The following is a 14,476-nucleotide window of genomic DNA, read 5'->3' as shown; positions in this document are numbered from 1 at the left end:
TTTCGTTTCAGTACCTTTCGAATGTGAGGCGATTTCAGGTCAAAATGAGAGATTGCCTAGCATTTAGTCATGATAAACTTGCAAATTGTCGTGACGTTTTCGAAAGGTTGATGGTGAGACACCGACGTATTTTTTGAATTTTCTGTGAAAATAATCTACATTCGCATAGCCTATTTTTTCAGCTACCTCATATACTTTATAGCCTTTTTGCAACAACCTTTTTCCATTCTCAATTCGTACCTTATCAAGATAAGTATTAAAGTACTCGCCGGTGTAATTTTTAAAAAGCTTTCCTAAATAAGCACGATTATAATTAAAAACGCTTGCGAGTGTTTCGAGCCGTAAATTTTTCGCATAATCTTTATGGATTAACGCAATCATTTTTCTCAGGAGCAGGTCTGGCTGACCATTATCTAGGCATTCAATAAGGTGCTTCAATTGCTTGGTAAGGAATGCCATAATGCCTGGTAAATGTTCAAACTGATAAATGTCACCAGCATTCATTACGAGCGGCTCAAGTACCCCTTCCATATTTGGATGTGAACGGACAAGCTGATGCAGGATATTCGAATATAGTTGAAATAGGGCAACTTTGATTTCTTTTTCTTCTTGTAGATGAACGATTACAACATTCTTTAGCTCCTCTATGATCGCCACACAGCCTTGCATATTGCCGATATCGATAGAATAGTAGAGCCGGTCAGCATATGATTCAAGCGAAAACTCCGGTGCTTCCGGCTTGCTTCGGTCAACGAGCTGATCAGCGGTAAACAAACGTCCTTTCTCTACGAAAAATTTCTTTTCGTACAGTCGCTTCGCTGACTGATACGATTCATGAATGTCGACTAGATTAACCACTTTACTACCTGCACACGCATGAAGCTCTTCTTCTTCAAGCCATTTGGCAAACAAATGATAGCGATGATCCTTTCCTCGTTTTTGCAAAAACCGATTCTTACAAACAATGACAATATATTCAGGAAAGGGGATCACGTACCCTTCGTCTTGTTCCTCGATCAATCGTTTCAACTGTTTCGTTAAACGATCCTGCCTGTTCTCAACAAGGGCTACTTGATAATCGGTAGCAAAAAAGTTGTGTTCTTTCCCGATGGGGATTTCCGATAATGGCGTTCCTTCTAATAGCTCGGTTAAAACCATCTCCACCTGTTTTTCTTGCGCCCGCTCCACTAGTTCATGCACCTGATGGTGACGTGTAATCCGTCCATATACCTTCTTTAAACTATCAATTAATTCATCCTCATCGAGCGGCTTTAACAAATAGTCGTCACACTGACAGCCTAGGGCCTTTTTTGCATAGTTAAAATCGCTATGTCCGCTTAAAATAATAAAATGAATGGCCGAATCTTCTGCCCTAATGCTTTCAATTAATGACAATCCGTCCACTTCTGGCATTCGGATATCCACAATCATCAAATCTGGCGATAACTGGCGATATTTCGTAAACCCCTCCTTCCCATTTCGAGCAGTATCAATGACGCGAAATCCATACTCCTCCCATGAAATAAGCGCCTTTAATCCTTCCCTCACCATCGCTTCATCATCGACAATCATCACATCATACATCGTCATCCCCCCTGATTTGAGATATGGTAAACCGTACGCACGTTCCTTTCCCTTTAGCGCTTTCGATGATTAGTCCAGAAGGCTTCCCATACGTGAGCTGTAGCCGCTTATGGACATTAAGCAACCCAATTTTATTTCCGTCTACCTCTTGTGGATGGTGTAACATGTTTTGAATCGCTTCAAGTTTCTCCTCATCCATTCCGCAGCCATCATCGTTTACGATGACGGTTAAATCGTTTCCATTGACGATCGTTGAAATCGTAACGGTTCCTCCATCCTCTGTACGTTCCAACCCGTGGATCACCGCGTTTTCCACCAACGGCTGAATGATCAGTGGTAGGATTTCAACCATTTCCGATTGAGGATCGATATACAGTTCGTAATGCAAGCGATCACCGTAACGGAATGTTTGAATTTCCAGATAACATCTCACCATATCAAGCTCATTTCGTAACGGAATGCGGTGTCCTGTTACATCAAGGCTTTTTCTCATTAATTTTCCTAGCTGTTTCACAACCTTGGCGATCTCGGTTTCCCCTTTCATATGAGATTTCATTCGGATCGATTCTAAGGTATTGAAAAGAAAATGCGGATTAATTTGGCTGGCAAGCATTTTTAATTTAATCTCATTTTGGCTTTTTTCAAGTAAGCGTTTCTGCCTGTTTGTTTCATGGACTTGATGTATGAGGCTACGGACGTTCGCTACCATTTGATTAAATTGCACGGAAAGTTGACCAATCTCGTCCTTTCCGTCAACAACAATCTTCGTTTTCAAATCCCCTGATGCGACCTGATCAATCCTTTCACTTAAATGAGATAAGCGCTTGGATATTAACCAAGAAAAGTGAACGATCAGCATAACCGCAACCGCCATCCCACCCATCGTCACAGTAGCCCCCATCATACTGAGACGTTTGGCATCCTTCATAATGTGTTCGTTCGTCACAATTGAAATGATTTTCAACTCACTTTGACTCATTTGTAGCGTGAGGTAATCCACAATAATTTGCGAAGGCTCGCCGTTCACTTTTCCTTCGTAAATGGCCGGTCCCTCCTGAATCATCTCATGAAAATCAATCACTTCATGTAAGTCTTTTCCTATATACTCTCGCTGATTAGTCGCTGCAATTCGGTTTCGCTCATCGACAATCATCGTAGCAAATGATTCTTGTTGTAAGATTCGATCCAATTTACGAGGGTCGATCGTGATAACCAATACACCAGCAGAACCGTGATTTAAAAAGTTAAGCCGTCTGACCATGCTCAAGTAGGCTTGGTTTTTCTTCGTTTCATCTTCTAAATAAACCCAACGATTATAAGCAGGGTCTGTCATTGCCTCCATGAACCACTCTTCTCCTCCCTCATGACCGATTGGGATAATGGCCCAATTGTTCATCAAGGTCTGATTCTCACTATAAAACTTCATATTATGAATTTCTGGATAGTACTGAAGGTAAAAGGTAAAATTCTTGTATTGGCGATAGGCACTGACGACATCATAGGTTGTTTCATATTCTCGATTGACTAACTCGATAAAACGTTCATCGAATTGTAGGTTGTTAGCAATTAAAACGGGGACGTTCAACACTTCCGTCGTTCGCTCTTTTACGCGCTCCACATTAACTTGGGATTGCTGTATCGCATCTTGAATCGCATTGCTTCTGAGTTCATTTGTTAAAAAGATTCCGACGATCATCATTGGAAAAAAAACGACGGCGACAAACATAAACATTAGCTTATCCCGTAATTTCATGTCATTGATCGTCTGAATGAGCGTTGAGTACATTCTCGTTTTCACAAGTATCCCCTCTAATCTGCAATCGCTTTCAACAGTTTATAAATGCTCTCTTATATGCGAAAAAGAACTTGAAAAGTATGAAAACTCATCAAGTTCTTTACGGCTACCATCATGAAAACGAAAACCAGCTAAGTTGGAACTCTCCTTTAAAGACGAGATAGAGATCTCTGATTTCGGACGTTTCGCCATTTACATTAGCAGTGACTGTCGTCCAAGCTTGCAATCCCCCTGTTGGAGGAATATGACATTGACTAAGAAGAGAACCATCGACACGGTCTGCCCTAATTTCAAGCACTGCTCGCTCGTTTTCGTTAGCCGCCCTTACAGTTATGAGGTTCGTTGGCTGCTCCAAATTAACATCATGAAAGGCGATTCAGCTTCCATCCCCTAAGCCTCGTATACTTTGCCCACCTTCCACGCATCGATCGATCAACACGTTATGATAGTCGTCGTAGTTTAGCGCCTTCACTTTTGTCGATAGTAGGCGAGCAGGAATCACTTCACCTTCGAGTTCAATGGTTTCCTCAAGCTGAATGTCCTTTGAAGAACGACCGAGCATGATCGTGTACATCCCTTGTTCTACACAATAACGCTCCCTCGTCACGTCCCAAATCGCTAACTCTTCTGGTTCAAGGGTAAATGTGACGACTTGTTGCTCGCCTCTTTTTATCATAAGCCGCTTGAACCCTTTTAACGTTTTTAGAGGTCGTTTTACCCTAGATGTCTGGCAACGAACATATAGCTGAACAACTTCCTCTCCGTCCAAATGGCTCGTGTTCGTTATGGTCGCTGAAACGGTCAATACGTTCGTTTTCTGAATCTGCAAATGGTCATACGAAAAACGAGCATAGGACAATCCGTGACCAAACGAATACAAAACGTCACCTTCAAAATATTGATAGGTTCGCTTCCCTTTGATCATGTCATAGTCCATCATATCAGGAAGCTGGTCGGCTGATGAATACCATGTCATATTGAGCCTTCCCGCGGGGTTATAGTCACCGAATAGTACATCAGAAATCGCTCGGCCAAATTCCTGACCTCCATGGGCCGTGTAAATAATGGCAGGCACGTGCTCTTTCACCCATGGAATCGTAAATGGATAACTACCAACGATGACAACAACCGTATTTCGGTTCACCTTTACGACTTCTTCAATGAGTCGCTGTTGTGCAGGAGGTAACGCAAGGTCAGGCCTATCAACACACTCTTTTCCATTGATGTATGGCTGATTTCCTACAAAGACGACCGCTGTATCTGCTTGCTTCGCCGCTTCAACCGCCTGATCAATGCCTCGCTCGACAATGTCCTTCACAAGTGAGCAGCCATTCTCTCCATTTACCGAAAGTCGTTCGAATTCATCCCTTTTTACTTGCTGACGATCCCATGTATGAAGCGTTACTTCATGATCATTCTCTTCCATTGTCAGCAGTTCTTTCACAAACCAGCCTTTGACTTCTAAGGCATTGGCCGCTAGCACCCCTTCATCCGTTAACGTCACATACTTTCCATTTTGTTGCGATTGCAAGGTCTCGCACCCCCAGCCCCAATCTGTGTGGATAAACGTTTCCCCTTGTCCATCATGACACGTTAGTTGGCTTGTGCTTGCATCGATTCCGATACCTTTGCCTAATTTTGCATCACGTAAGCAGATACGATCAGAACCATCAGCATAAAGGACTGGTTCATTTGCCTTTTGCATGATGCCTTCAAGAGGCGAAATTGTGTAAGGGGGAGTCCCGCTGTACCAATCAGTATAGATCTCGTTTGCTAAAGGGCCGATGACAGCCACTTTTTTCTCAGGACTTAATGGCAGAAGATCGTCATTTTTTAAAAGCACGATTGCTTCTTTAGCTGCTTGTAAGGCAAGTTGGCTATGTTCAGGGGCACAAAGCTTTTCCTTTGCTACTGTAGCATAGGGGTTCTTATTCTCTTCATCAAACTCACCTAAACGGATGCGGACACGAAACACACGCTTCAATGCTTGATCTAAATCTTCCTCACCAAGTATGCCTTGTTCAAGGGCATCACCAATCGCGCGGTGAATGATTTTCTCATCATCGGTCACATTGTCAATTCCGTTTTTAATGGACAGGGCAACCGCCTCAGCATACGATTCTACGAACTGATGATCATCAACCGATCCTACTACGTCACAAGCATCACTTACAACGAACCCTTGTAGTCCCCACTCCTCTTTCAAAATATCGTTGACATCTGGATTCATGTTACACAGTGTTCCGTTAACCGCATTGTAGGCGGTCATGACACACTGAACGTGCCCTTCTTTCACTTGAGGTTCAAACGCCTTCAAATAGTATTCTCTCAAGTTTCTAGGATCAATGCTTACGGAGCATTCGGTTCTTGCTTCTTCATTGTTGTTTGCGAGAAAATGCTTTAATGTTGCAGCCGTCTTTAAGTAGAAAGGATGATCTCCTTGCATTCCTTTAATGAGCTCGGTCGTGAGTTTCCCTGTTAAATAAGGGTCCTCTCCATAGGCTTCTTCGGTCCTGCCCCACCTCGGATCCCGTTCCATATCAACGGTTGGTGCCCAAATGGTAAGACCATTTTGTTCAGGATTTTCCTGATAATAAACCCGAGCTTCTTCGGCTATAACGTCGCCTATTTTTTTCATTAGCTCTTCGTTCCATGTGCAGCCAAGTCCGATGTTTTGCGGAAAAACAGTCGCTTTTCCGAGCCACGCTACACCGTGAGCCCCTTCTGTCCCATGCTTGTACTTCCCAATACCGAGCCTCGGAACCGCCTCCTGATATTGGCACATTAAGCGAATTTTTTCATCTAGTGTCAGTTCAGAGACAAGCGATTCTACCCTTTCATCTAGCTCTTCGTTCATTTGTTTATACTGCTCATCGCTTGCGTATATTTTCATCATGATCCCTCTCTCCACATAAGTTTTCTTTAGTGTAAAAGTAAAATTTGCACGATCATACGATTAAAATTTGAAAAAAAATCAGTACGACTTTTCACCTTTTGCCTCTTTTCTTACATGTTGTACGCGAATTGTTTTTTGAACGGCCTGGTAAAAATAGAAAAACCCACAATAGGCAACGAGAGAGCCGCCTACGCTTGCGATCAGATAAAGCTGCCCGAGACTTAAGTAGAATAAAGCCATGTGAAGGCCCGCAACGGCTGCTGTGGAAATTGGATGAGAGACCGCCAACATGAGGGCATTCGTTAATGCAGGAATCACCCCACGCTCAAAATGGACGATATAGGAGAAAAAATAAGCAGTCCATGTAATAAATAGACCTGTAAGCAACAGGTACACAATGAGAATGAGACCGGATAACGATTGGATGAGCTGAACATAGTTCACCAGCCAAGCTCCCCAAAAGATGACGAGAAAAACCCCTCCTGTCACACTTTTCCGATAATTTTCTTTATAGAGACTCCAAAAAGTGATAAGCAGACCGGAATCGTTCTCTTTGATAATCCATCTTCGGACTACACCGTACAAAGCAGTCGTTGCTGGGAAAAACACAAATGGAAGTAAACAAGCGGTTATCGCGAGCAAATGGTTCATGTTTTTTGCATCGGTGACGATCAAATGTAATAGTAAATAGACGACCGGTGCATTAAAAAAGATCCAAATAAGATTCGTATAGGCGAAACGGGTTATAAACGTGGATAGTTTGTACAAGCCGCTAAATGGCCCGTTCATTTTTACTATTCCCCCTCTCTCCACCACTGCTCTTCGTTAAATTTTCCTCAATTCACAAGGTCACCTTCTCAAAAAAAGTAAGCGCTTACGAAATTACGTTTAGTTTAGCAATCTTCATGTACGGATTCCATGTTTTATTTAGTCAAAAAATCCATTCATGTTTTCATATTTTCGCTAAAGGTCGGAAGCCCTATGCGGCGAAACTCAGATGGTGTACAACGTTTATGTCGCTTAAACAGTTTAATAAAGTAGCTAGGATGGTCGAAGCCAACTGACATGGAAATGTCCATAATTGTTCGATCCGTTTCTCGCAGAAGACGAGCGGCTTTATTTAATCGTTGCGTATGAATATACTCCACAGCCGTCATCCGAACGATTGATTTAAAAAATCGGCTAAAATGGCCTTCACTCATTTGAACGAGATTGGCTAACTGTTTAATCGTAAGTTTCTCATCATAATGTTCATCAATAAATTGAAGCACTTTTTTTATTTGACGAATTTGCTGAGGTGTGCCTGTTTTCTGTTCCTCAGTTCTAGGAAAATGCTTCACCAATTCCGCCATCATCTGAAGAAGATTTGCTTTAATGACAAGTTCATAGCCCTCTTCTTTTTGCTGAAATTGGCTAATCGTCGCCTGCAACATCGTGAGCATATCGCTCATCCAATAGTGGGTGGGGCAAAGTTTTATCGGTCCGGTTCGTTCACTGTCTTTAAAAGGGTCTATATAGCGACTCTGGATTAAATCATAACCAAAACTACTGATAAAGTCAGGGTGAACGACCGTAGCATATAAAGAGAACGGTTTGTCCGAGACCGGATACGCCCCGTGCAGGTGACCGCTCGGAATAAAAAGTCCTTCCCCTGCTCTTACCGTGGTCATCTTGGTACCGATCTGAAACTCAGCTTCCCCTGCCTCCATATAAATCCATTCCATTTCATGATGCCAATGGCAATGGATAATCACCTGTCCATTCACCTCTTTGACCCTATAGACGTTACACGGAAACATAGGGTCCCCATGTGCTCTTGCTTCCAACCATTGATCATCTTTCACAGGCACACCTCCTTATTAATAATCTATCAGAATTGTTATATAAAAGGGCAGAAAAATTTAAGATTCTTACTAAAAAGATCAGTATGATGTGATCAGAAGCTTCTCTATACACAAAAACGAACTCGAAAGGTAGGGAACAAAGGATGAAATTTTCAGATGGTCAGTGGCTGACACGACAAGAGTATACAATTATAGGAGCGGTTCAAGTTCATGAGATCATACAAGGGGAAGCATCCATGACGGTTCTAGCCTCGCCGAAACCGATTGTGGATCGGTATGGACAGCTTGATACCCCGTTACTGGAGATCACTTTTTCCGCCCCTAGGCGAGAGATGATCCGCGTGCAAATCGATCATCATAAAGGAGGGAGAAAACGAGGTCCGGTTTTTACTACCAAACATGATCACAAGCATCAAGCAAGTTTTACAGAAACGGAGACGACGGCAATCCTCACAAGTGGCGACCTATCCGTCACCGTCCATAAAGAAGGTGATTGGCTCATTACCTTTTCCTATCAAGGAAAAACGATCACATCGAGTGGTTCAAAAAGCATCGCCCACATTCTCGCTCAGGACGGAAAGGCTTATATGCGTGAGCAGCTTAGTCTCCAGCCAGATGAAATGATTTATGCTTTAGGCGAACGGTTTACACCTTTGATTCGAAACGGTCAAGTCGTCGACATTTGGAATAAAGATGGCGGTACGAACACGGAGCAATCGTATAAAAATGTTCCCTTTTATCTTTCTAACAAAGGGTACGGCGTGTTCGTGAACCATCCGGAGTGGGTGTCGTTCGAAGTAGGATCTGAAAGTGTGTCGAAGTCTCAGTTTAGCGTCGAAGGTCATCGCCTTGATTACTATGTGATGGCTGGGCCGTCGATGAAAAAAGTCATTGAAAGCTACACCGATTTAACGGGAAAACCAGCATTGCCGCCGGCCTGGTCGTTCGGTCTTTGGCTGTCCACATCGTTTACAACGAACTATGATGAAGCGACTGTCACCCAATTTATTGATGGGATGAATGAACGCGACTTGCCTGTTCACGTGTTTCATTTTGATTGCTTCTGGATGAAGGAATTTGAATGGTGTAATTTTGAATGGGATCGGCGGGTATTTCCAGAGCCAGAAAAAATGCTACAGCGCTTAAAAGAAAAAGGCTTGAAGCTATCTGTCTGGATCAACCCTTATATTGCGCAACGCTCTCCGCTGTTTCAAGAAGCGGCTGCAAATGGATACTTACTGAAAAAAGAAAACGGTGATGTATGGCAATGGGATTTATGGCAACCAGGGATGGGCGTGGTTGACTTTACGAACCCTGACGCTCGGATTTGGTATCAGGACCACCTTCGCAGGCTTCTAGAAATGGGCGTTGATTGTTTTAAAACCGATTTCGGTGAACGGATACCGACCGATGTCGTGTATCACGATGGCTCTGACCCAGAAAAAATGCATAATTACTACACGTTCCTCTATAATCAAACGGTGTTTGACGTCTTGAAACAAGTAAAGGGTAATCATGAAGCCGTCTTATTTGCTCGATCGGCCACGGCTGGCAGTCAACAATTCCCTGTTCACTGGGGTGGAGATTGTGCCGCAACTTACTCGTCTATGGCGGAAAGCTTACGAGGGGGATTATCTCTCGGTATGTCTGGTTTTGGCTACTGGAGTCACGACATTGGCGGCTTTGAAAGCCAATCCACTGCTGACCTTTATAAGCGCTGGACCGCCTTTGGTTTATTATCGAGCCATAGTCGTCTGCATGGAAATAAATCGTATCGAGTCCCGTGGGTTTATGATGAGGAAGCCACCGATGTTCTTCGTCAGTTTACAAAATGGAAATGTCGCCTCATGCCATACCTTTATGCGAAAGCATGTGAAGCAAGAACGACCGGGCTCCCACTCATGCGTGCGATGGTGTTAGAATTCCAAGACGATCCGACGTGTGCGTTTTTAGATCGCCAATACATGCTCGGGGATCAGTTGCTTGTGGCTCCGATCTTCAATGAAGAAGGGCTCGCTCATTACTACGTTCCTGATGGTCGTTGGACAAATCTCTTAACAGGCAAAACTGTGGAAGGTGGTAGCTGGAAGAAAGAGCATCACGACCATCTGAGCATCCCTTTACTCGTTCGCCCAAATTCGATCGTTCCGATCGGCTCGGTGGATGACCGTCCAGACTATGACTATACACACAATGTGGCATTCCACGTGTTTGCCCTTGAAAATTACGCGACAACATCCATCTATACAGTAGAGGGAGAGGAAGCACTCACTTTATCTGCGACTCGCTCCACCACTACAGTCACATTTGATATATCTGATGGAAGCAAGCCTTGGACCGTACATTTACACGATGTCACAGAGGTGTCTAGCGTTGAGGGAGCTGACTTTGAAATTAGCGATGGCTCTGTCATCCTCCACCCTATCCTTGATGTGAAACAGGTGGTTGTCCACCTAGGCGTCTAAAGGGGTTAGACTACGTCCATGACGAATGTTCAAAAAATGATTTTTTGAGTGGAGCTCGGGACATAACTAGCCAAACGTAAGAAAAAGGTTCGGATCATCAAAATAAAATGATCTGAACCTTTTTTCTGTCTGAGGATCGTCTGTTGTTTGATCGGCGTTTATGGCCGTGAACTTATTAACGTTGGCTTCCACCTTCGTTCCATCATTAAAAATGGCTTTATTGTCAGTTACCTTCTCTTCAATCAGCAACCTTAAACTTTAATAGCTAATTAAAGTGTAAATAATAGTTTTGTCGTTTGAGATCATTCTCTCTACTTACATTTTCTACCTAAGGCTTTGAATCATAGTTCGGATTATACTTTGACTAAAATCCTTTTGTCCAAGACTCTTTACATCTTTTTATCCATCTTCCAATGTCCAAAAATAATCAGCAAACACTTCGGCAAATGCGTCGGCGCTACGATTTAGCTCGTCAATATGGTTATCGACACCGCCAAATTCAATTAAGATCGATTGGTCAGAGAGATCTTGATTGTAGACGCCATTTCCGCTTGAGCGATCCCGACCAAACACACCGCGACTGAGTCCTGGATATTTTTCTTCCACTTTTTCATGCAGTTTTGTCGCAAGCTCTAAATTTTTCTCATAATCAGGATGGGATTCACCGATGACAAACAACACTTGCGCATATTCTTTCCCATTAATAGTAACCGTTGTATCATCCCTTCGTACGGAGTCTCGGTGAAGATCAAAAATAAATGAGAGGTCATCGTGTTCCTTAATCGCTTCTTGAACAATTTCTCGTGATACTTCATACGCCCGACTCGGACGAACATTGCGCTCATGAAGCAATGCGGTCATATCGGTTTTGTCGACAGCTGCCTGAATTCCGTGTTTTTCAAGGGCATCCCCTAAGCGTTCACCCACCTTAATAATATTCATCTCATTGTGCGTCGCTTGATTTGGGTTTTCCACACCTGGCAAATGAGGCAAAAACGATTCCCAGCTATGGGTATGATGGATAAACACACGTGTGCTGTCCGTTTGCCGCTCTGTATCTGGTGTAGATTCAGTATCAGCTTCTTCTTCATCTGAAGACTCCATGACCGCTTCTCGTTCTTCCAACAACACTTCCATCGGTGGCGGTGATTCGAAAGGCATGTTCGAAAGATTTGTCCCTTCCCCTGCAACGATAATACGTGTATCAAAAAGAGCTAAACCAGGCAACTCTCGTCCGAGCAGTGAACGAATGTCCCCCATTTCAATGCTTGTCGCCATTTCAAACGAGATCGTTGCCATAGAAGGGGGTTCATACCCTTCCGGCAAAGCCGTTGTAAAATACGGATTTTCTGTTCCCATCATCGACAGGAGCATTTCACTTGTAACAAGCTCCATTCCTCTATGGACTTTTTGTGAATGGAAATAAGTGTTCGATACGAGGAAGGAGACAAGGACCATCATGAGTGCCATCGTTGCAACGATGAATGTGACTAAGCGTTTAACACTGATGGAATAACTCGTAACAAAAAACATAGGCCCCTCCAAAAACTAGACTTGTCCTAAATCTATGAACGAAGTCTAGTATTTAGAAGAACCTTTTCATCTTTCAATCTTCTGTCACAATCATTTACGATTCATTAGGGATCTTACAGCTGCCATCACTACATGCAGCCCCTTGTTCCCCTTCATTTGCTAGTGGTTTCAACTCCTGCTTTTCTTCGTCTAACACTTGCTTTAGGGCTCGGACAAATACGTCCGTGGGTTGGGCACCAGACAGGGCGTATTTGTCGTTGATGACAAAATACGGGACGCCACGGACTTGCAGCGACTGGGCCTTTGCTTCCTCGCTACGTACTTGATCGGAAAAGGCTTCACTTTTTAACACGGCATGTGTTTCACTCGTATCGAGACCCACTTCACCTGCTATCTTCACAAGCGTTTCGTGGTTATCAATCGGGAGTGATTCGCAAAAATAAGCACTCATCAACCGCTCCGTCATCGCCTTTCCTTTACCTTTGGTATCTGCAAATTTAGCAAGCCGGTGAGCATCGAACGTATTTGTTTCTTTCGCTTGTTCAAATTGAAACGCCAAGTCCACGGTTGCTGCTTGTATCTTGACTTGTTCTGTCATCTCCTTCGCTTTTTCAATGGACATGCCATATTTCCTTGCTAAGCTCTCATATACAGTTACTTGATTCTCTCGCGGAGCATTCGGATCAAGTTCAAAGCTGCGGAACACAACATCAATCATTTGCTGCTCACTGTCTGCGAGTTGCCCAATCGCTTGTTCCAACCGACGCTTGCCAATATAGCAAAACGGACAAACAAAATCTGACCATATGTCAATTTGCATAGTCGCACCTACTTTCTTATCACATGGCATAATCTTAGCATATCTCTCACTGAGCAACAGCGAAAATGCTCAGCATCACTTGATTTTCCCCTCCAGTCATCTCACCTGTAATGAGATCATCAGAAAAGAATCATACTAAGGAAAGAAGCTTTGACAATGATTGGGAGGGCTTTGAATATGCGCACATTTTTTCTTTTTTTACTGCTTTTTTTCCTTAGTGTCCTTATGGTGATCGCCATGGACCTGCTCGTATCGATCCCTTTATCGGTTTCGTTTCGCAATATTATTATGACGTTCAGGGCTTTAATGGTCGAAGAAGTTGTCATTGTGACCCTTATTACCCTTTACGTATTTTTAAAGCCAGTTGTGATTCATTTTGCTCAAAAGTGGCGATAAAATGCCTTTTCGCTAGGAGGAATTGAATCTAAATTTCCCCTTTACCGTGCTTACGATCAACATAAGGATCGGAAGGCCTGAGCCAAAGATAAGAAAAACAGAAATCAGTGCGAAGTTCCCTTCTTCTATATGTTCTGCAAAATTCCCCGCAATCATTATCGAGACGAACAGAATAATCAACCCCACAGGATAAATCAGCTTACGGTGGTCACTTATTTGAAACAAATCCGCCGCCGTTTTTACCCCTGCATAGTAAAACAGCGCAATTTTAAAGAAATCTCCAATAATTAGTGAGAGGACGACTAGTAAATCCAACCGCTGAATGAACTCACCGATATTCACCAGACTGATCGTGTGCAGTAAAGGGAACGTTGCCCTGCCTGCAATACCGATTCCAAGTGCAGCAATATTCATCACTGTCGTTAAGCTAAGAACAAATCCGCTCAAGAGTGTCGCGATGACACCGTATCGAATCCCCCGTTTCATCTCGCTTAACAATGGCAAGACCATCGTAAAACAAATAACTTCGTTGAACGGAAATTCATACGTATGGGTGAGTGTCGTTTCTAACACTGGCTCCCAGCCTCTCTCCAACACAGGTAATAGACGGGTAAAGTCAACCACTCCAGAAACGAACAATAGCAGGTTACTTGCCACACCACTAAGAACCAAAATACCTAAAAAGATAAGAGCTGTTCTCCCTAGCACTTCAATCCCTTTATTTAAAACGTACGCAACAGACAATGTCATAACGGCATTGATGACAATCAGCGGTGTTTGATCCAATACCGAGATAACGAGGAGCACACCACCATCCCTGACATCTCGCGCCGCCCCATAAATGAAAAAAATTGCATAAAGTAAGGCTAACGGCCAGCCAATCGGCTTACCTAAAATCTCGATAATGTAGCCGGAAAGGGGGAGTTTCGGATACTGTCGGTAAAGAGCAACGTAAACGAAAAACAAAAGGAGACCAGTGACCGTTCCGAATAAAATCGCGAGCCACGCGTCCTTCTCTGCCATAATCCCTAAACTGACAACTAACGCTGTACCCATATTGAACAAGAAAATTAAAGCAAATAGTTGGCCTGGGCTTATTTTGATATCTCCCACCGTTCTCACCACCTTTCCGTCTTATCGCTT

Annotated in this window: 9 protein-coding genes and 1 pseudogene; 2 read left to right on the top strand and 8 right to left on the bottom strand. The window is 43.3% G+C overall.

Translation table 11 applies throughout. The features are described 5' to 3' along the window. Positions 1 to 63 precede the first annotated feature (63 nt). The 5 genes and pseudogenes from FED51_RS10120 to FED51_RS10100 form a co-directional block, all read right to left on the bottom strand. A complete protein-coding gene (locus tag FED51_RS10120) occupies positions 64 to 1,584 on the bottom strand; it encodes a response regulator transcription factor (protein ID WP_053431214.1) in 1,521 nt (506 codons plus the stop codon). Further along, positions 1,577 to 3,382, bottom strand: a complete 1,806-nt coding sequence (locus FED51_RS10115) for a sensor histidine kinase (RefSeq protein WP_138090465.1) — start codon at positions 3,380 to 3,382, stop codon at positions 1,577 to 1,579. Before FED51_RS10115 ends, FED51_RS10120 begins: the two co-directional genes overlap by 8 nt. Before the next feature lie 109 nt (positions 3,383 to 3,491). Beyond that, positions 3,492 to 6,272: pseudogene (locus FED51_RS10110) on the bottom strand (glycoside hydrolase family 3 C-terminal domain-containing protein). Positions 6,273 to 6,353: 81 nt separating this feature from the next. Beyond that, positions 6,354 to 7,064 carry a YesL family protein gene (locus FED51_RS10105; RefSeq protein WP_053431216.1) on the bottom strand — a complete coding sequence of 237 codons (711 nt, stop codon included), beginning with the start codon at positions 7,062 to 7,064 and terminating at the stop codon, positions 6,354 to 6,356. 155 nt (positions 7,065 to 7,219) lie between these two features. Beyond that, positions 7,220 to 8,119 (bottom strand): helix-turn-helix transcriptional regulator, encoded by a 900-nt coding sequence (locus tag FED51_RS10100; RefSeq protein ID WP_010898066.1) that lies wholly within the window; start codon positions 8,117 to 8,119, stop codon positions 7,220 to 7,222. A gap of 143 nt (positions 8,120 to 8,262) precedes the next feature. On the opposite strand from FED51_RS10100, the gene yicI reads away from it, so the two are divergent. Beyond that, positions 8,263 to 10,584, top strand: coding sequence for an alpha-xylosidase (gene yicI / locus FED51_RS10095; RefSeq protein WP_053431217.1), 2,322 nt, complete (start codon positions 8,263 to 8,265; stop codon positions 10,582 to 10,584). Positions 10,585 to 10,983: 399 nt separating this feature from the next. On the opposite strand, the gene FED51_RS10090 is transcribed toward yicI, so the two are convergent. Together FED51_RS10090 and FED51_RS10085 are read right to left on the bottom strand one after the other, a co-directional pair. Then, the gene (locus FED51_RS10090; protein WP_010898063.1) at positions 10,984 to 12,117 is read right to left on the bottom strand and encodes a stage II sporulation protein P; all 1,134 of its coding nucleotides are present in this window, start codon (positions 12,115 to 12,117) and stop codon (positions 10,984 to 10,986) included. Between the two features lie 94 nt (positions 12,118 to 12,211). Then, on the bottom strand, positions 12,212 to 12,937 hold the full coding sequence (locus tag FED51_RS10085; RefSeq protein WP_053431218.1) for a DsbA family oxidoreductase: 726 nt from the start codon (positions 12,935 to 12,937) through the stop codon (positions 12,212 to 12,214). Between the two features lie 177 nt (positions 12,938 to 13,114). Between FED51_RS10085 and FED51_RS10080 the strand changes: the two genes are divergently transcribed. Further along, the gene (locus FED51_RS10080) at positions 13,115 to 13,333 is read left to right on the top strand and encodes a YczF family membrane protein (RefSeq protein WP_053431219.1); all 219 of its coding nucleotides are present in this window, start codon (positions 13,115 to 13,117) and stop codon (positions 13,331 to 13,333) included. 12 nt (positions 13,334 to 13,345) lie between these two features. Here the strand turns inward: FED51_RS10080 and FED51_RS10075 are convergent, their stop codons facing one another. Next, positions 13,346 to 14,446 (bottom strand): GerAB/ArcD/ProY family transporter, encoded by a 1,101-nt coding sequence (locus FED51_RS10075; RefSeq protein WP_053431220.1) that lies wholly within the window; start codon positions 14,444 to 14,446, stop codon positions 13,346 to 13,348. Between the last annotated feature and the right edge of the window lie 30 nt (positions 14,447 to 14,476).

This window comes from Halalkalibacterium halodurans (genome assembly GCF_005671335.1).
GTDB classification, from domain to species: domain Bacteria; phylum Bacillota; class Bacilli; order Bacillales; family Bacillaceae_D; genus Halalkalibacterium; species Halalkalibacterium halodurans.
Note: the sequence above shows the minus strand (reverse complement) of the source record. Positions and strands in the feature narration are given on the sequence as shown.